Source organism: Acidovorax sp. SUPP2539 (assembly GCF_030158975.1).
Lineage (GTDB): Bacteria > Pseudomonadota > Gammaproteobacteria > Burkholderiales > Burkholderiaceae_C > Paracidovorax.
Genome location: NZ_BQXJ01000005.1, coordinates 331,868 through 350,825, shown reverse-complemented (window position 1 = coordinate 350,825; position 18,958 = coordinate 331,868). Strand labels below are relative to the sequence as shown.

The 18,958-nt window shown below is 68.2% G+C and carries 14 protein-coding genes; 12 read left to right on the top strand and 2 right to left on the bottom strand.

Annotation, left to right across the window (positions count from 1 at the left end; genetic code table 11):
- Positions 1-13: 13 nt before the first annotated feature.
- Both AVTE2539_RS19320 and AVTE2539_RS19315 read left to right on the top strand, forming a co-directional pair.
- Positions 14-610: a methylated-DNA--[protein]-cysteine S-methyltransferase gene (locus tag AVTE2539_RS19320; RefSeq protein ID WP_284413108.1), complete on the top strand. Its 597-nt coding sequence runs from the start codon at positions 14-16 to the stop codon at positions 608-610.
- The gene (locus AVTE2539_RS19315) at positions 607-1,542 is read left to right on the top strand and encodes a DMT family transporter (protein WP_284413106.1); all 936 of its coding nucleotides are present in this window, start codon (positions 607-609) and stop codon (positions 1,540-1,542) included. Before AVTE2539_RS19320 ends, AVTE2539_RS19315 begins: the two co-directional genes overlap by 4 nt.
- Before the next feature lie 40 nt (positions 1,543-1,582).
- On the opposite strand, the gene AVTE2539_RS19310 is transcribed toward AVTE2539_RS19315, so the two are convergent.
- Positions 1,583-2,380: an IclR family transcriptional regulator gene (locus AVTE2539_RS19310; protein ID WP_284413104.1), complete on the bottom strand. Its 798-nt coding sequence runs from the start codon at positions 2,378-2,380 to the stop codon at positions 1,583-1,585.
- Between the two features lie 188 nt (positions 2,381-2,568).
- Between AVTE2539_RS19310 and AVTE2539_RS19305 the strand changes: the two genes are divergently transcribed.
- The 10 genes from AVTE2539_RS19305 (at position 2,569) to AVTE2539_RS19260 (ending at position 16,862) form a co-directional block, all read left to right on the top strand.
- Positions 2,569-3,546 carry a tripartite tricarboxylate transporter substrate binding protein gene (locus AVTE2539_RS19305; protein ID WP_284413102.1) on the top strand — a complete coding sequence of 326 codons (978 nt, stop codon included), beginning with the start codon at positions 2,569-2,571 and terminating at the stop codon, positions 3,544-3,546.
- Positions 3,547-3,605: 59 nt separating this feature from the next.
- Complete coding sequence (locus tag AVTE2539_RS19300) at positions 3,606-4,397, top strand: enoyl-CoA hydratase/isomerase family protein (protein ID WP_284404118.1); 792 nt, start codon at positions 3,606-3,608, stop codon at positions 4,395-4,397.
- A gap of 4 nt (positions 4,398-4,401) precedes the next feature.
- Positions 4,402-6,516, top strand: a complete 2,115-nt coding sequence (locus tag AVTE2539_RS19295; RefSeq protein ID WP_284413100.1) for an acetate--CoA ligase family protein — start codon at positions 4,402-4,404, stop codon at positions 6,514-6,516.
- A gap of 71 nt (positions 6,517-6,587) precedes the next feature.
- Positions 6,588-7,925 (top strand): MmgE/PrpD family protein, encoded by a 1,338-nt coding sequence (locus AVTE2539_RS19290; protein ID WP_284413098.1) that lies wholly within the window; start codon positions 6,588-6,590, stop codon positions 7,923-7,925.
- 165 nt (positions 7,926-8,090) lie between these two features.
- Positions 8,091-11,984 carry a sensor domain-containing protein gene (locus tag AVTE2539_RS19285; RefSeq protein WP_349817210.1) on the top strand — a complete coding sequence of 1,298 codons (3,894 nt, stop codon included), beginning with the start codon at positions 8,091-8,093 and terminating at the stop codon, positions 11,982-11,984.
- Positions 11,985-12,464: 480 nt separating this feature from the next.
- The gene (locus AVTE2539_RS19280; protein WP_284413096.1) at positions 12,465-13,664 is read left to right on the top strand and encodes a zinc-dependent alcohol dehydrogenase; all 1,200 of its coding nucleotides are present in this window, start codon (positions 12,465-12,467) and stop codon (positions 13,662-13,664) included.
- 37 nt (positions 13,665-13,701) lie between these two features.
- A complete protein-coding gene (locus AVTE2539_RS19275; protein ID WP_272569274.1) occupies positions 13,702-14,379 on the top strand; it encodes a dihydrofolate reductase family protein in 678 nt (225 codons plus the stop codon).
- A complete protein-coding gene (locus AVTE2539_RS19270; RefSeq protein ID WP_284413094.1) occupies positions 14,379-15,032 on the top strand; it encodes an HAD family hydrolase in 654 nt (217 codons plus the stop codon). Before AVTE2539_RS19275 ends, AVTE2539_RS19270 begins: the two co-directional genes overlap by 1 nt.
- A 2-nt stretch (positions 15,033-15,034) precedes the next feature.
- Positions 15,035-15,637, top strand: a complete 603-nt coding sequence (locus tag AVTE2539_RS19265) for a DUF1349 domain-containing protein (RefSeq protein ID WP_272569272.1) — start codon at positions 15,035-15,037, stop codon at positions 15,635-15,637.
- Positions 15,638-15,722: 85 nt separating this feature from the next.
- Positions 15,723-16,862, top strand: coding sequence for an MFS transporter (locus AVTE2539_RS19260; RefSeq protein ID WP_284413091.1), 1,140 nt, complete (start codon positions 15,723-15,725; stop codon positions 16,860-16,862).
- 67 nt (positions 16,863-16,929) lie between these two features.
- On the opposite strand, the gene AVTE2539_RS19255 is transcribed toward AVTE2539_RS19260, so the two are convergent.
- Positions 16,930-18,861, bottom strand: a complete 1,932-nt coding sequence (locus tag AVTE2539_RS19255) for a propionate--CoA ligase (RefSeq protein ID WP_284413089.1) — start codon at positions 18,859-18,861, stop codon at positions 16,930-16,932.
- Positions 18,862-18,958: the final 97 nt, after the last annotated feature.

Sequence of the window (18,958 nt, the reverse complement as noted above, 5' to 3'; positions counted from 1 at the left end):
CTTGGATTCGATCATGCAGTTCCATCCCCTCACCGTGCAAAGCCGCACGCCCACCCCGCTGGGCGACGTGCGCCTGTCCGCCTCGCCGCTGGGCCTGTCGGGCCTGTGGTTCGACGGGCAGCGCCACCAGCCAGAAGCGTTTCTCGACGGCCCCGGCGCCTGGCCCGTGGACGACGCCCATCCGCTGCTGCGGCGGGCCACGGCCCAGTTCCACGAATACCTGGACGGCCGGCGCACCCGCTTCGACCTGCCGCTGGACCTGTCGGGCGGCACGCCGTTCCAGCAGGCCGTGTGGCAGGCGCTGCTGGGCATTCCCTGCGGCGCCACCACCAGCTACGGTGCCCTGAGCCGCCTGCTGGAGCGGCCGCTGGCCGTGCGCGCCGTGGGCGCAGCGGTGGGCCGCAACCCGGTGAGCGTGATCGTGCCGTGCCACCGCGTGGTGGGCTCGGCGGGCAGCCTGACGGGCTATGCCGGCGGGCTGCCGCGCAAGGCCTGGCTGCTGCAGCGCGAAGGCGCGGTGCCGCCCGGCAGCGGGGGGCACAACGACCGAACGGGCACGCTGCCGCTCTTTGCCGGCGAAGCACCTGCCGCCGCTGGGGCCACGGCATGAGCGCGCGGGCGGCCGGCGCGCCGGGCGCCGTGGGCGCGGCGCCCAGGGCGTGGCTGGGCGAGTTCATCGTGCTGTCGGCGCTGTGGGGCGCCTCGTTCCTGTTCATGCGGCTGGGTGCGGCGGAGTTCGGCGCGCTGCCCGCCGCCGGCCTGCGCGTGGGCCTGGCCACGCTCTTCCTGTGGCCGATCCTGCTGCGCCAGGGCCAGTGGCCGGCGCTGCGCCAGCACTGGCGGCCGATCATGCTGGCCGGGCTGATCAACTCCGCCATTCCGTTCGCGCTGTTCGCCTGGGCGGTGATGCACCTGGCGACCGGGCTCACGTCCATCCTGAACGCGACGGTGCCGCTCTTCGGTGCGCTGGTGGCCTGGGTGTGGCTGGGCGACCGCATCACGCGGCTGCGCTGGCTCGGGCTGGCGCTGGGGTTCATCGGCGTGGCGCTGCTGGCCTGGCGGGCGCCAGCGGGCGTGGGCCTGAAGACGGGGCATGCCGGCTGGGCGCTCGGGGCCTGCCTGCTGGCCTCGTCGTGCTACGCGGTGGCCGCGAGCTTCGCGCGCCGCTACCTCACGGGCATTCCGCCGCTGGCCACGGCCACGGGCAGCCAGCTGGGCGCGACTCTGGGCCTGGCGCTGCCGGCGATCTGGTTCTGGCCCGCGCAGACGCCCGGCCTGCGCGCCTGGGCCGCGGTGGTGGCGCTGGCCGTGCTGTGCACCGGCATCGCCTACATCCTGTACTTTCGCCTGATCGCCCATGCCGGGCCCAGCCGGGCGCTGGCGGTGACCTTCCTGGCGCCGGTGTTCGCGGTGTTCTACGGCGCGGTGTTTCTGCACGAGGCCGTCACGCCGTGGATGGTGGGCTGCGGGCTGGTGATCGTGTGCGGCACGATGCTGTCCACCGGGCTGATCGGGCCGCGGCGACGCACCGGCGCGGGCTGACGAACCACAAAAAAGGCCGTCTGGGCGCCAGGGCCCCGGCTCACGCCTCCTGCGCGGCCTGCGCCTGCAGTGCCCGGACGATGTCGGCGCGCAGGGCCAGCAGGGGCGCGTGCAGCTCGCCCACCACCGCCTCCAGTGGGTCGCCGGTCGAGACGCTGCAGTTGAGCACGTAGATGGCATCGGCCGTGGGCAGCGGCGTGGCCAGCGCCACGACCTCGGGCTGCCACGCCGCGGCGCAGAAGTTCCGTGCATGGACGCTGGCCCGGGCGTCGTCGATCTCCCGCTCGATCGCTTTCCACTGGCCCCGCCGGCGCGCCTTGAACACCTCCAGCAGCGCATTGCGCTGGGGGGCCGGCGCCACGGCCAGGTAGGCGCGGCCCAGCGAAGTCAGTTCCATGGGCACGCGCTGGCCGGACACGACATGCCGCAGCACGATCCGCCGGTTGTACCGGATGGATTCGAGGTACACCATCTCATCGCGGTCCGGCGCGGCCAGCCCGACGTTGATGCGCCGCGATTCGGCCATGGTCCGCATCAGCGGCGCGGCGGCCGAGAGCACCCGCGAGCCGGTGCGCATCGAATGCGCCAGGCTCAGCACCGCGGGCGCCAGCCGGTAGGCGCGCCGCGCCGGGTCCCACTGCAGCATGCCCGCGCCCACCAGCGTCTGCGTCAGCCGGCTCACCGTGGCCTTGGACAGGCCGGTGCGCTCCACCAGGTCTCCGTTGCCCAGCATCTCCGAGCCCGGGCGGAAGGCGCGAAGGATCTCGATGCCCCGCTCCAGCGAGCGGTTGGAGGGCGACTGCCCGGGCAGGTCCGGGAGGATGGCGGAACGGGTCATGAAGGGGTTTTCCTGGCGCCCGGCCTGGGCGAGCGCCGATTGTCCAGCGTGCCGACACCCCCGTCCAGTTTCACTGGTTGGAACAGAGGGGGTCACAAGACGGGGGGAACTGCCTAAGCTTTGGGCAGCCCGGCATGGCACACCGATGGGATGCCGGACGCGACCAGACCACAACAGGAGACAACGCAATGCCCACCCCCTTCGCTCGCCGAGGCGCGAGAGCGATTTCCCTCTTTTTCGCACTGGCTTGCCCGCTCGCCCCGGCCTGGGCCGGGTTTCCGGACAAACCCCTCAAGCTCGTCGTGCCCTTCGCCCCGGGCGGCGGCACCGACCTGATCGCGCGCACGCTGGGCGCGGAAATGTCCAAGGACCTGGGCCAGCCGGTCATCATCGAAAACAAGCCCGGCGCAGGCACCATGATCGGCACGGACAACGTGGCCAAGAGCCCGCCGGACGGCTACGTGGCCGTGGTGGCGTCCTTCGCGCATGCCATCAATCCGGCGCTGCAGCCCAAGCTGCCCTACGGCAGCAACAAGGCGTTCCAGCCGGTCATCCTGATCGGGCGCGGGCCCAACGTGCTGGTGGTGCGGCCCGAGAGCCCGTACAAGACCGTGGCCGAGGTGGTGGCCGCCGCCAAGGCCCATCCGGGCAAGCTCACTTACGCATCGCAGGGTGCGGGCACCTCCGCGCACCTGGCCGGCGAAATGTTCGGCAACCTCGCCAAGGTGTCGCTCACGCACATCCCCTACCGAGGTGCGGGCCCGGCGCTGACCGACCTGCTGGGCGGGCAGGTGGACATGATGTTCGCCACCGCCGCGGCGGTGTCCACCTTCGTGGACACCGGCAAGCTGCGCGCCCTGGGCGTGACGACCGCGCAGCCCTCCGACGCCTTCAAGGGCGTTCCGACCGTCGCGGCCACGGTACCGGGCTATCGGGTGGAGAGCTGGTACGGCCTGTACGTGCCGGCCGGCACGCCCGCACCGGTGGTCGAGCGGCTCAACGCGGCGGCGCAGAAGGCGGCCCGCTCGCCCGACTTCGTTCGCAAGCTTGAACACGAAGGCCTGGTGATCAACGCCGGCCCCCCGGCGGAGCTGGACACCTACGTGCAGGCCGAGGAGCAGCGCTGGGCCCGGATCATCCAGGAAAACAGCATCAAGCCCGACTGAACGCCCTGCCCGCCCCCCTGCCGGCACCGACCCCGATTCCCCTGTAGAGAGAACAAGCCATGCGCTACACCCTGATCGAACTGCACACCACCGACGCGGTGGCCACCATCACGCTCAACCGCCCCGACAAGCGCAACGCCATGAGCGACGACATGCGCACGGAGTTCATCGACGCGCTCGAAAAGGTGGCTTCGGACCGCAGCATCCGCGCCCTCGTCCTCACGGGCGCGGGCAAGGGCTTCTGCGCGGGCGGAGACATCGCCGGCATGCAGCGGCGCATGAACGCACCGGCGGGCGAGGTCGGCTTCAACGGCTGGCAGCGCCAGCAGCGCGTGCACCACACGCAGGCACTGCTGCACACCATGCCCAAGCCGGTGATCGCCGCCGTCAACGGCGCGGCCTCGGGCCTGGGTGCCGACACGGCGCTCGCCTGCGACTTCATCCTGGCCAGCGAGTGGGCCAGCTTCACCTGGAGCTACGTGCTGCGCGGCATCGTGCCGGACGGGGGCGGCATGTACTTCCTGCCGCGCCGGGTCGGCCTCTCGCAGGCCAAGCAGCTCATCTTCACCGGGCGCAAAGTGGACGCCGACGAGGCCCTGGCCCTCGGCATCGTGGACCGCCGTACCACGGCCGCCTCGCTGCTGGCCGACGCGCAGGCGTGGGCCAGGGAGCTGGGCAGCGCGTCGCCCACCGCGATCGCGCTCACCAAGACGATCCTCAACCAGAGCTTCGAGCGGACCTCGCACGACGTGTTCGCGCAGGGCAGCCAGGCGCAAGGTATCTGCTACACGAGCAGCGAGCACCGCGCCGCCGTGGAGGCGTTCCTGGCCCGTTCGGCCGCCACGGAGTGATGCCATGAACGAAGCCATCGCCAAGCTGCTGTCGCCGCGCAGCGTCGCCGTCATCGGCGCCTCGGCCGACCCGCAAAAGACCACGGGCCGTCCGGTGGCCTATCTGCAAAAGCACGGGTACTCGGGCCGCATCCTGCCGGTCAATCCCAAGGTGGAGCGCATCGGCGACCTGCCCTGCTATCCCGACGTGGCCTCGCTGCCCGAGGTGCCGGACGTGGCCGTGGTGCTGCTGGGTGCCGAGCGCGCGCACCAGACGGTCCGGGAGCTGTCGGCGCGCGGCTGCGCGGCGGCCATCGTGCTGGCCAGCGGCTACACCGAAACCGGCGAGGAAGGCGCGCACCGCCAGGCGCAGTTGATGGAGGCGGCTGGCCGCATGCGCATCCTGGGGCCCAACACCATCGGGCTGGTCAACCTGACCGACGGCATCGTGCTCTCGCCCTCCGGCGCGCTGGAGATGGATGCGTTTCCGGTGGGCGGCATCGGCGTGGTGTCGCAAAGCGGCGGCATCCTGGGCTCGCTGCTGTCGCGCGCGGCGGCGCGTGGCATCGGCCTGTCCAAGCTCATCTCCACCAGCAACGAGGTGGATCTGGAACTGGCCGATTTCATCGACCACCTGGCCGACGACCCGGCCACCCAGGTGATCGCGCTGTATGTCGAGGCGGTGCGCCACCCGGCCCGGTTCCGGGCGGCCTGCCTCAAGGCCGCGCGCGCCGGCAAGCCGGTGGTGGCCTTCAAGGTGGGGCGCTCCGAGGCCGGGGCGCAGGCCGCCGTGTCGCACACCGGCGCCCTGGCCGGTGCCGACCGCATGTACGACGCGCTGTTCAAGCAGGTGGGCGTGATCCGCGCGGAGCGCTTCGCCGACCTGCTGGACGTGCCGGCCGCGCTGTGCACCGGGCGGCGCCTGCGCGGCAACCGCGTGGCCGTCCTCACCTCGACCGGGGGCGCGGGCACGCTGGTGTCCGACGACCTGGGCGTGGCCGGCTTCGAGACCCCCCCGCCCGATGCGGCCACGGCCCAGGCGCTGCGGGCCCTGCAGACCGGCAGCGAGGCGGTGCTGGACCGCAATCCCATCGACGTCACGCTCGCCGGGCTGAGGCCCGACCTGCTGCGGGGCGCCATCACGGCGCTGCTGGCCAGCCCGCGCTACGACGCGCTGGTCATCATCGTCGGCTCCTCCAGCCTGGCGATGCCGGAGCTGCTGGCCGGCGCGATCCAGGCCTGCCTGCCGGATTCCGACAAGCCGGTGCTGGCCTACGTCAGCCCGCACGCACCGGAGATCGGGGCGCTGCTGACCCAGCGCGGCGTGCCGGCCTTCGCCGCCGCCGAAAGCTGCACCGCCGCGCTGGCCGGCATGCTGCGCGCGAGCCGCTTCGAGGTGCCGGGGGAGCCCGTGGCGGCCGCCCCGGCCCCGGCCCCGGCCGCGGTGGCGCTGGAGCCATTGCCCGGCGGGCCGCTGGACGAAGCGCAGGCGAAGGCGGTGTTCGGCCGCTTCGGCGTGCCCTGCGCGGCCGAGCGCGTGGTGGGCACGGCGGCCGAGGCCGAAGCCGCCGCGCTCGAACTGGGCGGGCCGGTGGTGCTCAAGATCCTGTCCTCGCGCATCACGCACAAGAGCGACGTGGGCGGCGTGGCCGTGGGCCTGCTGCCGCAGACCATCGGCGCGCGGCTGGACCGGATGGCCGATGAGGTCGAGGCCCGGGCCGGCGAGCGTCCGCACCGGTTTCTGGTCCAGCAGATGGTCGCGGGCGGCACCGAGTTCATCCTCGGCCTGCACCGCGACGCGCTGGGCACTGCCGTGCTGCTGGGCATGGGGGGCGTGACGGCCGAACTGTTCCAGGACACCGCCTTGCGCCTGCTGCCCTGCGAGGGCGGCCGGCTCGGCGCGCTGAGCCGGGCCGAGGCGCTGTCCATGGCGCAGGAGCTCAAGACCTGGCCGCTGCTGGACGGCTTCCGGGGCCGCCCCTGCGCCGATGTGCATGCGCTGGTGGACGCGGTGGTGGCTTTCTCGGCCATGGCCGCGCAACTGGGCGATCGCGTGGTCGAAGCCGAGATCAACCCGGTGTTCGTCCTGCCCCGGGGCCAGGGCGTGTGCGCCGCGGACGGCGTGCTGGTGCTGGCGTGAGCGCGAGCGCCTCGACGGCCGGCGACCTCGCTTCATCCACGGGTTTTGAAAGCAAAGGACATCCGCCCACCATGCATGCCACCGAAGTCTTCGGGCAATACGCCCGCGCGTTCCACCACACCGCCCTGCCCGATCCGGTGATCCACCACGCCAAGCGCGCCGTCATCGACTGGCATGCCTCGCTGTTTCCGGGCCTGGCCACCGCGCCGCTGGCCCAGCTGGAACAGGTGCTGGCCGACGACCTGGACCGCGGCCCCGCCTGCCTGGGCAACGGCCGCGCCGCCACGGCCCGGGCGGCGGCGCTGTACAACGGCGCGGCAGCGCACGCGGCCGAGGTGGACGACAGTTTTCGCGAGGCCATGTACCACCCCGGCGCGGCCACCATCGCTGCGGCCCTCGCGGCCGGCCAGCAGGCCGGCGCCAGCGGGCTGGCGTTCCTGCGCGCCCTGGTGCTGGGCTATGAGGTCTCGACCCGCATCGGTGTGGTCATTGGCCGGCCGCACTACCGCTTCTGGCACAACACCGGGACCGTGGGCGCCTTCGGCGCAGCGGCGGCGGCCGGCGGGGTGCTGCAGTTGGACGCTGTCCCCTTCGCCCATGCGCTGGCCACGGCCGCCACCTTCGCCGCCGGCCTGCAGCAGGCCTTCCGGATGGACTCGATGTCCAAGCCGCTGCACGCAGGCCGCGCGGCCGAGGCCGGCCTGCTGGCCGCGCAACTGGCCGGCCAGGGCGTGACCGGCTCGCTGGACGTGCTGGATGGCGAGGCGGGCCTGGGCCGCGCCATGAGCGACGGCCCGGACTGGTCGCACGCCGGCGACACCCTGGGGCGCGACTTCCACATCACGCGCCTGACGTTCAAGAACCACATCGGCTGCGGGCACACGTTTGCGGCCATCGACGGCGCGCTGGCGCTGCGCGCCGCGCACGGGCTGCAGCCGGCCGACATCCGCCGCGTGCAGGTCGCCACCTATGGCCCGGCGCTGGACATCGCCTGCTACGAAAACCCGCAAACCGAAAACGAGGCCCGGTTCAGCCTGCGCTTCGTCGTGGCCACGGCCCTGGTGCACGGCAGCGTGCGCCTGGCCGCCTACACGCCCGAGCGGCTGGCTGACCCGGCGCTGCGGGCCATGGTGGGCCGCATCGGCGCGGTGGTCGATCCCGACATCGACGCCGCCTTTCCGGGCCGGCGGTCCGCCCGCGTGGACATCGAAACCCACGACGGCCGCCGCCTGGTGTGGCTGCAGCCGGACCGCAAGGGCGACCCCGAACTGCCGCTGTCGGACGAAGAGCTGGAGGGCAAATTCCTGGAACTGGCAACACCGGTCATCGGCGCGGAGCGCGCACGGCGCCTGCTCGGCCACCTCTGGGCGCTGGACCACGCGCCGAACCTGCACGGCCTCGCGGCCTGATCCAGGCGCGGCGGCCCGACCCGTCCGCCTTCCGGAAAAACCCGAGAGAGGCGCCCGGCCGCCAACTTTCGTGCGGGCGCTGCTCTGCCATGGTCATGAACCCGTTCTAAACTCGGCCCATGCCCCTCGCGCCCCACTTCTGCATGGATTGTCCTGTTCGGGTCCGTGCCATGGGCCGCCAAGGTGTCCTCCCTTCGGCGCCGCACGATGGGCTATGAAATCTTCTTCCTCGGCGGACTGCACCTTCTGCTGATCGCGGTGCTGGCGCTGTTGCCCGGCGCCGAACTGCTGCAGCCGTCGCGGCGCACGCGGGTGCAGGCCGGGCTGGCCGGGGGGCTGGCCTCGGTGCTGATCATGGTGTTCACCCGGGCGTTCGACCCCCTGTATGCCGAATTGCCCCACCCCACGGTGACGGCCGTGTGCACGGTGATGTTCGGCCCGCTGGCCGGGGCGCTGGCGGCCGGGGTCACCGCCGTCGGCTTCTGGGGGCTGTCGGCCGGGCCGCTGTCTGCCGGGCTGGGCGCGATCGGCTCCGTGTTCGCCATCGGCCTGCTGTGGCGCGGGGTGCGGCAGATCACGGGCCTGAACCTGTGGGTGGTGATCGTCGCCGTGGCCGCCTGCCTGCCGCCGTGCATGCTGTTCTGGCGCGAAGGCCTGGCGGGCTTCCTGCCGGAGGGCGACCTGACGCCCTGGCTGCAGCAGATGCCCTGGCGGTATGGCATGGGCTTTTTGATCCTGGGCGGTGGCACGCAGCTGCTGTGCAGCCGGGCCCGGGCCCTGCAGACGCTGCGCCAGCAGGAGCAGGAACTGCTCATGGCCCTGGATGCCACCGGGGGCGGCCGCTGGGAGTGGGATGTGCCCCAGCGCCGGTTTTCCTACCGCGGCAGCTTCTACCAGGCCTTCGGGCTGGAAGACCGCGACGCCCGCCGTGGCGCTGGCACAGCGGCGCGGGATGCGAGCGACTGGCAGCGCTGGAACGAGCGCCGCCACCCGGACGACGCCGCCCGCCTGGCCACCTACCTGCAGCGCACCATGGAGGGGCACGAAGACAGCTTCAATGCCGAATTCCGCATGCAGGACATCCATGGCCGCTGGCGCTGGGTGATCGCCCGGGGCCAGGTGGCCGAGCGCGATGCACATGGCCGGCCGTTGCGCCTGGTGGGCATGGACCTTGATGTGACCTCGCTGCACGAGATGCAGGAGGCGCTGCGGCTGTCGGAGGTCAAGTACACCACCATCTACCAGATGCTGCCCGATCCCGCCGGGGTGACGCGCCTGTCCGACGGTTGCTACCTGGACGTGAACGAGGCCTTCACCGAGCTGCTGGGCTACACCCGCGAACAGGCCGTGGGCCGCACCTCGATCGAGCTCGACATCTGGGCCTATCCCGAGCAGCGCGCGCAGATGGTGGCGCTGCACCGCCGCGATGGCTACGTGGACCGCATGCCCATGGTGGCGCAGCGGGGCAACCGGCCCATTCCCGGGCTGATGTCGGCGCGGCCCGTGACGGTCTCGGGCCAGGAATGCATCGTCTTCGTGTTCCACGACATGACGGCCGAGGAGCGCAGCCGCGCCCAGCTCATGGACGCCAACCGCCTGCTGCAGCAGGCCGGCCGCATGGCCCGCATGGGCGCGTGGGAGCACATCGTCGGGGATGGGCTGGTGTACTGGTCCGATGTCTCGTACGCCATCCACGGCCTGCCGCACGACGCGCCGCTGCCGCGCACCGACTACCTGGAGCGGTTCGTGGTGCCGCAGTTCCGCGAGGCACTGCGCGAGCGCTTTCGGCAATGCGTCGTGGACCAGGCCGAATGGAGCATGCAGGTGCAGATCCAGCGGGCCGACGACGGCCGGCACATCTGGGTGACCGCCAGCGCCGAGCCGGTGCTGGAAAACGGACACGTCACCCGCGTGCGGGGCGTGATCCAGGACATCGACGAATCCCGGCGCGCCAGCGAGCGGCTGAGCCAGTCGGAGGACCGCTTCGCCCGCGTGTTCCGACTCATGCCCTACCCCATGGGCCTGTCGCGCCGCGAGGACGGCGCCTACATCGACGTCAACCCCGCCTGGGAGGCCCTGCTGGGCATTCCCCGGGATGAGGCCATCGGCCGCACCGCCGTCGAGCTGGGCATCATTACCCCGCAGGTGCGTGCGGCGCTGGTGGAATCCGTTCAGGACCGCACCGCCGTCAACGGCCTGGAAATCACGATGCGCACGCGCCACGACGGCTTGCGCACGGTGCTGCAGTCCATGCACGCCACCGAGATCGACGGCGTGCAGGCCTGGCTGTTCTCGGGGCACGACATCACCGAGCGCAAGCGCATGGAAGACCAGGTGCGCGAACGCGAGGCGCTGCTGTCGCTCACCATTTCGGCCGCCTCCATCGGCCTGTGGGACTGGAACCTGCAGACCGGCACGCTCACCGGCGACCGCCGCTGGCGCGACCTTCAGGGCCTGCCGCCTGCCGCTGGCGCCCCCCCGCCCGTGCACTGGACGGCGGGCATGGCGCCCGACGACATCGAGGCGGTGACCACCGAACTGGCGCGCCACACCGCCCATCCCGCCACGCCGTTCGACGCCACCTGGCAGATCGCCCTGCCCCAGGGTCCCGGCCGCTGGGTGCGCAACCTGGGCAAGATCGTGGACCACGACGAGGCCGGCCGGCCGCAGCGCATGCTGGGCGTGGGCATCGACGTGAGCAGCCAGCGCGTGCAGGAAGAGCTGCTGCAAAAGCTCGCCCATTTCGATGCGCTCACCGGCCTGCCCAACCGGGTGCTGCTGGCCACGCGGCTGCAGCAGGTCATGGCGCGGGCGCGCGAGCGGGGCCGGCTGCTGGGCGTGGCCTACCTCGACCTGGACGGCTTCAAGCCCGTGAACGACCGGCTCGGCCACGACGCGGGCGACCGCCTGCTGGTGATCGTGGCCGGCCGACTCACGCGGGCGCTGCGCCCCGTGGACTGTGTGGCGCGGCTGGGCGGCGACGAATTCGTCATCCTGCTGCCCGACCTCGCGACCCGCGCCGACGGCGAGCGCCTGCTGCGCCGGGTGATGGAAAGCGTGGCCGCGCCCTACACGCTGGGCACCGAGCGGGTGGCGGTGACGGTGACGGCCAGCGTGGGCTACACCATCTATCCCGACGACGACGCGGACGCCGATGCCCTGCTGCGCCATGCCGACCAGGCCATGTACGCGGCCAAGCAGTCCGGGCGCAACCGCTTCCACGCCTTCGACGCCGCGCAGGAGCGCGCGCTGAAGAGCCACCGCGAACAGGGCGAGAAGGTGCGCGATGCCATCGCGGCGGGCGAATTCGCCCTCTTCCTGCAGCCCAAGGTGGACATGCGCCTGGGCACGGTGGTGGGCGCCGAGGCCCTGGCGCGCTGGCATCACCCGCAACGCGGCACCCTGTCGCCCGGCGCCTTCCTGCACCTGATGGACGGCACCGACCTGGAGACGGTTTTCGGCGAATGGGTGGTGGACACGGCGCTGGACTGCATCGCCGCCCTGCTGCGCGCCGGCCTGCGGCTGCCGGTGAGCGTCAACATCTCGGCCCAGCACCTGCAGCGCGAAGGCTTTGCCGACTGGCTGGCCGGGCGCCTGGCGCAGCGGCCCGACGTGCCCGCGAGCCTGCTGGACATGGAGATCACCGAAAGCGCGGCGCTCTACGACATCGGCCACGTCGCGCTGCAGCTGCAGCAGTTGCGCGACCTGGGGGTGACGGTGTCGCTGGACGACTTCGGCACGGGGTATTCGTCGCTCACCTACCTTCGCCGCCTGCCCATGGACACGCTCAAGCTCGACCAGAGCTTCGTGCACGGGATGATGACCGACTCGGGCGACCTGGCCATCGTGCAGGGCGTGATCGGCCTGGCGCGGTCGTTCGGCTACTCCATCGTCGCCGAGGGCGTGGAAACCGTGGAGCAAGGGCAGATGCTGCAGCAGATGGGATGCGCGCTGGCACAGGGCTACTGCATCGCCAGGCCCATGCCGGCGGATGAACTGCCGCAGTGGCTGGGGCAGTGGCAGGCGCCCGAAGGCTGGCAGCCGCGCCGCGGGCTTTGACGCCAAGCCGGTTCCGCCAGAAACCGGCGAACTTGGCACCGGACGGCGCCGCGTAGCGACCGCATGCCGCGTTGAGCCTTGGATCAAAAAGGCCTTCAGCGCAATATCCACTAGGGCATATTGCTATACAAATAATAGCAATCGGCGGTATGGCCTTATGGCGATTCCAGCCAGGTTACCGGCCTGGCCCACCGCGGGGAGCCGACAAGGCGCCCCATTCAGCGCCCCTTTGGCTTGCGCAGCACAGCAAGCGGAGGGCCTCGCCTGACCGGCCCCCCGCTCCGGCCATTTCATTCTGAAAAACAAGAATGATTTAAATACATATAAGGCAATATTGATTAACGCCATAAGAATATCGTTGATATTTAAAATATTCATTCTCTGAATAAAACATTTTGGATATCAACTGGGATAAAGTATCGCAGGGCATTTGATTCACAAGCAGGCGGATTGAAACTGCCTTGAATGCCATTTATTTAAATGACATTGACACGGGGCGATTTTCGGCGGAAGAATGGCGGCACCCCTGTCAATGCAAAAGTTATCAATGAATCACTGACGCGGCAACTGGCGGTTTTCACCCATGGTCTGCCACGTCATGCCAATGCGGATTCCGCCCCGGCTTTTCGCAAAAAAATCATTCGGAGGTATGAAGACGGTATGAACGCACTTGGTTTGATCGATCAGCAAAAACTGGGTTTGATTACCCACCACGACATCGATGCATTTGCAGTCGATGGCGTGGAAATCGATATTGTCCTGTCAGGCATCTGCGGTACCGACCTGGCGGTCTTGTCCGGCCGGGAGGAAGGGAAAATCGGCGTGGTTCGCGGCCACGAGGCAGTCGGTGTGATCACCAGGGTGGGCGCAGGCGTCAAATACCTGCGCCCCGGAATGCGGGTGGTGGTGGATCCCAACGAATACTGCGGAACCTGCGAATTCTGTGCCTCCGGCCAAACCCACCTTTGCAATGGCGGCGCCAATGCAACGCTGAATATCGCGGGGGTCAACAAGCATGGCACCTTTGCCGAACGCTTCATCACCCGCGAGCGGTTTGTCTATCCCCTGCCGGACGACATGAGCTGGGAGACTGGCGTGTTGATCGAACCCGTCGCCTGCATTTTGAACAACATCGACCAGGCAGCGATTCAGGCAGGCGAAAGGGTTTTGCTGCTCGGCTCCGGCCCCATGAGCCTGGTCGCACAACTGCTTTTGCGCGCGATGGGCGTTCAGACCCTCGCCACCGATCTGAATCCGCACCGGATCGCATTCGGCCGTTCGCTCGGATTAGAGGTCATCCACCCCGACGACCTCGAGGCCCGCATGCAGCAAGGCCATGTGGACGCCGCCATCGATACCGTTGGCAATCAGCTCGGCACGGCTGCTCGATACATTCGCCGGGGCGGAAAAATCGTCCTTTTCGGATTCAACGGCAATTATCAGTACCCGCTGCCCGTCAAGCATTTTCTTGTCAACGCCATCAGCATTATTTCAGCGGGCGAATACAACCAGCATTTTCCCCGCGCACTGCGCATGGCAAAAATGCTGCCCGAGCTGGGCCGCTTGGTAACGCACCGCTACGGACTGGAGGCTTACGCCGCGGCATTCGATGGGTTATTGAATGATCCGTCCGTGCCCACCATCAAGGGCGTGTTCACGCCGAACCCGCAATACCTTTAAACCCCAGCCAGCCATCAAAAAACCAAAGGGAGTTATCGTGAAGGTTACTGTATTCAGCCAGATTTCCATCGACGGCAAATTGACGTTGGGGGGCAATGGGGCATCAAGCAAGGCGCTGTTCCAGCGTTTCAACGATGACGACATGCGCTTCATCCATAAATTTCGCGGCGAGGTGGACGCCATCATGGTTGGCCGCAAAACCATCGTCACTGACGATCCCCAGTTGACCAACCGTTATGAGGCCGGGCGCAACCCCATCCGCATCATTCCAACGACATCGCTGGACTTTCCCGTGTCCGCCAAGGTCCTGAGTTCGCCTGAAGAAACCATCATCGCCACGACGGAGCAAGCGCGCGACCACGAGATGGTGGAGCAGATTCGCGCCCAGGGAAAGGAAGTGATTTTCGTCGGCGCATCGCAGGTGGATTTCAAGCTGCTTTTCCCCTTGCTGGAAGCGCGCGGAATCAGGCACATCATGGTCGAGGGCGGTGGCCAGTTGAATTGGCAGATTTTCGATCTCGACCTGGTGGACGAAATCATCCTCATGCAGTTGCCCATCATCATCGGCGGCTCGGAAACGACCACGCTGACGGATGGCGAAGGTTATCGAAACATCGAAATGACCAAGTCATTCAAGCTGCATGCCTTCGATGCGCGCTCCAACTACAACCTCATGCATTTCAAGCGCGAGCTGGCACCGCAAAGGACGCATTGATGCCGGAAATCCGCGCCGTTATTTTCGATATGGATGGGGTACTGGTCGACAGCGAACCCCTTTATATGGAGCAGGAAAGGCTTTCCTACGCCCGCTACGGCGTGACCCTCGACACGGCGGGGCTGTCGCGTTTCGTGGGAACCACGCAGCGGTATATGTGGAGCACCATCAAGGCGGAGCATGGGTTGGCCGAGCCGCTGGATTTCCTGATGGCACAACACCAAAAGCAGGTGGTTCGGGCCATGGGCATGGCCCCCCTTTCGGCCATGCCCGGCGTGCCGGATTTTCTCGTCAAGTTGAAAGACGCGGAAATACCTTGCGCCGTGGCATCGTCTTCGCCCGCTGAACTGGTGGGAGTCATTTTGCGGAAAACCGAACTGCTGCCTTTTTTCGATCGTGTGGTGTGTGGAACAGACGTCAAAAACAGCAAGCCCGACCCCGAAATCTTTCTTTTGGCAGCCGGCCGGCTGGGTGTCGCTCCCCACGAATGTGCGGTGATCGAAGATTCAAGCCACGGCGTGGCCGCTGCCAAAGCCGCGGGCATGTTCTGCATCGGATTCGTCAACCCCCATTCGGGACTTCAGGATTTGAGCGCGGCGGATCGGCATGTGCGCCACCATGACGAGATCACGAAGTGGTTTCTTGAGCAATGAAAATGAAAAAATTCAACATCGCGGATTTGAACTGGATCAATCCACCGGCGTCGTCTTCCATCACCGATCAGGAAATCGTCATTCGCACCACCCCGGATACGGATTTTTGGCAGGGTACCTATTACGGGCTGGAATACGACAACGCACCTGCGCTCGTCCTTTCCAGCGAGGAACCATTCTGGACCCTGAAAGCCAAGGTTGCCTTCGATTCCAAAGTGCACTTCGACCAATGCGGCCTGTTCATCTACCAGGACAAAAACACCTGGATGAAGAGCGGTATCGAATACCAGAGCAACGGCTTTCAGCAATTGTTCGCCGTCGTGACCAACCATGGTTTTTCAGACTGGTCCATGGCCAACTATGACCGGACCACGCAAACCATGCATTACCGGCTGAGCCGAAGGGGCAGCGATTTTCTACTTGAAAACTCCTCCGACGGAATCCGCTTCAGCATGATGCGCATGTTCCATTTATTCCATGCGCAAGGCGCCGTTCGATTCGGGTTCTTCGCCAGCAGCCCGGGCGACTCGTCATTCGAGGCGCATTTCTCGGAAATCGAGTGGACGGAATGCCTCTGGAAAGAACACGGTTCCACCCGCTTTTGAGACAGCAGCCATACCCATATCCCTATTCACCATGAAAACTTCAGTCGATCAGAACCGCCGCGCGCTCTACGTCTGCTACGCGGCCATGATGTGCCTGGCCATTGCCCTGAACTTCCTGCCGGTGTACCTGACCACGTTCAGCGATACCTTCGGGAAACAGGGCGGGCTGACCGCGGAGCAGCTGGGGCGAATCCCGGCCATCATGTTTCTCAGCTTCATCATTGCCATCCTGGTGACCGGGCCTTTGGCGGACCGAGGCGATGCCAAGCGGATCATTCTTTTTGGGCTCATCACCACCACCGCCGGCTTGGTCCTGGTCGGCTTTGCCCCTTCCTACGCCTTTTTGCTGTTTGCCGTCGCCGTGATGGGATTCGGCGCTGGCGTGCTGGACATGATCCTCAGTCCCATCGTGGTCGCACTCCAGCCCGAACGCCGCAGCGCGGCCATGAATTGGCTGCATGCGTTTTTCTGCGTCGGGGCGGTGGGTGCCGTGCTGATTGCCAGCATTGGCCTGAAATGGGACGTGTCGTGGCGGATGGTTGCTCTGGGCATCACGATCGCGCCGATCGTCACCTTCCTGCTGTTTCTCGGATTGAGGCTGCCGCCCCTGATCCAGGAAGACGCGCAACGGGAAGCCATGCCCCAGCTGATCAAGCAGCCCTACTTCATCGCGTGCCTGATCGCCATCTTTCTCGGGGGCGCCACGGAAACGGGGCTGTCGCAATGGCTACCCACCTATGCGGAGCAGGGGCTGGGGTATTCGAAGGAAGTGGGCGGCTTTGCGCTGGCCGGGTTTTCCGTCGGCATGGCGCTCGGCAGAATGGCCGCGGCCCTGCTGCATGAACGCATCGCGCCGATTTCCCTGATGCTGGGCTGCTGTGCCGTGACCATCGGTCTTTTCTTCATCATCAGCTTTCCGCCAAGCCCGGCCGTGGCCATCGCCGCCAGCATTGCCGCTGGGTTTTCGGGCAGTTGCCTGTGGCCCACGATGCTGGCCATCACGGCGGACGCCTACCCTCGCGGTGGGGCGACCATGTTCGGTGTGCTCACCGCTTTCGGCAATGCCGGATGCAGCCTTATCCCCTGGCTGGTGGGCATCATCATCGAATACTCGGAAATCCACATCGGGCTGCTGGCCGTCGCGCTCTGTCCGGCGGGCATGATCGGCTTGCTCTTGTGGATGTCTCGGCGGTCGCGCAGGCAGGCACCGGCCCTGGCGCATTGACGTAAAAGCCGGTTTCCCCTATCGGCCACCCGGCGTGGTGGCCTCCATCTTCTGGCGAATCGGTCCGTCAGCCCACCAGTTCCTTCACCTGCTGCAGCGCCGCCGGGTCTTCCATCGTGGTCAGGTCGCCCGGGTCGCGCCGCTCGGCCACGGCCTGCAGGGCGCGGCGCAGCAGCTTGCCGCTGCGCGTCTTGGGCAGTGCTGCCACGAAGTGCACGCGCGCCGGCCGCGCCACCGCGCCCAGGCGCTGGGCCACCTGCTGCATCACCTCGCCCTCCAGCCGTAGGCGCGCCGCCTCATCGGTAAGCACCGCCGCATCGCGCACCACGGCGAATGCCATGGCCACCTGGCCCTTGAGCGCATCGGCCACGCCCACCACCGCTACCTCGGCGATCTGCGGGTGGCCGGCGATGCTCTCCTCGATCTCGCGCGTGCCCAGGCGGTGGCCGGCCACGTTGATCACGTCGTCGGTGCGCCCGAGGATGAAGTAATAGCCGTCGGCGTCGCGGATGCCCCAGTCGAAGGTGCTGTAGCGCATGGGGCCGGGCAGGCTTTGCCAGTACGTCTGCACGAAGCGCTCGTCATCGCGCCACACGGTCTGCAGGCAACCCGGGGGCAGCGGCCCTTCGACGGCCAGCACGCCCTTCTGGTCGGGCCCGGTGAGCTCCTCGCCCGTGGCCTCGTCGATCAGCTTCACGTCATAGCCGTACATCGCCCGGCCCGGGCTGCCCAGGCGCGCCGCCTGCGGCTCCACGCCGCGGGCCAGGGTGAGGATGGGCCAGCCGGTTTCAGTCTGCCAGTAGTTGTCGATCACGGGCACGCCCAACGCCTGGGCGATCCAATCGGCCGTGGGCGCGTCCAGCGGCTCGCCCGCCAGCCACAGGCCCTGCAGGCTGGACACGTCGTGCCGGCGCAGAAAGGCCGGGTCCTGCTTCTTGAGCACCCGCACCGCCGTCGGCGCCGAGAACATGTGCGTGACGCGGTACTTTTCCACCAGGCCCCACCACACGCCTGCATCGGGCCGGGTGGGCAGGCCTTCGTACACCAGCGTGGCCATGCCGGCGATCAGCGGGCCATAGACGATGTAGCTGTGGCCCACCACCCAGCCGATGTCGCTGGTGGCGAAGAACACGCCCGGGTTCGCAGCGGCGCCTTCGGCCGCTGCCCCGCCCTCTGCCGCGCCCACGCCGAAGATGTGCCGCATGCTGGCCGCCAGCGCCACCGCATAGCCGCCCGTGTCGCGCTGCACGCCCTTCGGCCGGCCGGTGGTGCCGCTGGTGTACAGCGTGTAGCTGGGGTGCGTGGCGTCCACCCATTCGCAGGGCACCTCGGCATGCAGGTGCTGCTCGCGCAGCGCCGCCCAGTCGTGGTCGCGGCCGGCCTGCCGGGCCATGGGCGCCAGGCCCCGGTCGATCAGCAGCACGGCGGCGGGCTGGTGGCGCGACTGGGCGATGGCCTCGTCCAGCAGCGGCTTGTAGGGCACCACCTTGTCGCCACGCGATCCCGCGTCGGCGCTCACGATGGCCACGGGCTCGGCATCGTCGATGCGCGTGGCGAGCGACGTGGCCGCGAAACCGCCGAACACCACGGAATGCAGCGCGCCGATGCGCACGCAGGCCAGCATGGCGAACACCGCCTCGGCCACCATCGGCATGTAGATCAGCACGCGGTCGCCCTGCCCCACGCCCAGCGACCGCAGCGCGGCTGCCATGCGCTGCACCTCGGCATGCAGTTCGGCAAAGGAATAGGTGCGCTCGGTGTTCGTCTCGGTGGAGACGGCGATCAGCGCCGGCTGGTCGGCCCGGCGGGCCAGGTGGCGGTCCACCGCGTTGTGGCACAGGTTGGTGGTGCCCCCCACGAACCACCGCGCGAACGGCGGATGGCTGTCATCGCAGATCTGCTGCGGCGGGATGTGCCAGTCGATCAGGCGGGTCTGCTCGGCCCAGAAGGCGTCGCGGTCGTCGAGGGACCGGCGGTGGAAGTCGGCGTAACGGGGCATGGCTTGTCTCCTTGGGATCGTTCTTTTGCCAGGACCGCGCCATTCTGCCCACGGATCCCGACGCCGCCCTGACGGCGCTGCGGCCGCCCCCTGACCA

Excerpts from the sequence above, each read along its gene's own strand:
- AVTE2539_RS19320 (WP_284413108.1), top strand. The coding sequence starts at position 14 with ATGCAGTTCCATCCCCTCACCGTGCAAAGCCGCACGCCCACCCCGCTG.
- AVTE2539_RS19295 (WP_284413100.1), top strand. The coding sequence starts at position 4,402 with ATGAACGAAGCCATCGCCAAGCTGCTGTCGCCGCGCAGCGTCGCCGTC.
- AVTE2539_RS19280 (WP_284413096.1), top strand. The coding sequence starts at position 12,465 with ATGACATTGACACGGGGCGATTTTCGGCGGAAGAATGGCGGCACCCCT.
- AVTE2539_RS19305 (WP_284413102.1), top strand. The coding sequence starts at position 2,569 with ATGCCCACCCCCTTCGCTCGCCGAGGCGCGAGAGCGATTTCCCTCTTT.
- AVTE2539_RS19315 (WP_284413106.1), top strand. The coding sequence starts at position 607 with ATGAGCGCGCGGGCGGCCGGCGCGCCGGGCGCCGTGGGCGCGGCGCCC.
- AVTE2539_RS19270 (WP_284413094.1), top strand. The coding sequence starts at position 14,379 with ATGCCGGAAATCCGCGCCGTTATTTTCGATATGGATGGGGTACTGGTC.
- AVTE2539_RS19260 (WP_284413091.1), top strand. The coding sequence starts at position 15,723 with ATGATGTGCCTGGCCATTGCCCTGAACTTCCTGCCGGTGTACCTGACC.
- AVTE2539_RS19255 (WP_284413089.1), bottom strand. The coding sequence starts at position 18,861 with ATGCCCCGTTACGCCGACTTCCACCGCCGGTCCCTCGACGACCGCGAC.
- AVTE2539_RS19310 (WP_284413104.1), bottom strand. The coding sequence starts at position 2,380 with ATGACCCGTTCCGCCATCCTCCCGGACCTGCCCGGGCAGTCGCCCTCC.
- AVTE2539_RS19265 (WP_272569272.1), top strand. The coding sequence starts at position 15,035 with ATGAAAAAATTCAACATCGCGGATTTGAACTGGATCAATCCACCGGCG.
- AVTE2539_RS19300 (WP_284404118.1), top strand. The coding sequence starts at position 3,606 with ATGCGCTACACCCTGATCGAACTGCACACCACCGACGCGGTGGCCACC.
- AVTE2539_RS19290 (WP_284413098.1), top strand. The coding sequence starts at position 6,588 with ATGCATGCCACCGAAGTCTTCGGGCAATACGCCCGCGCGTTCCACCAC.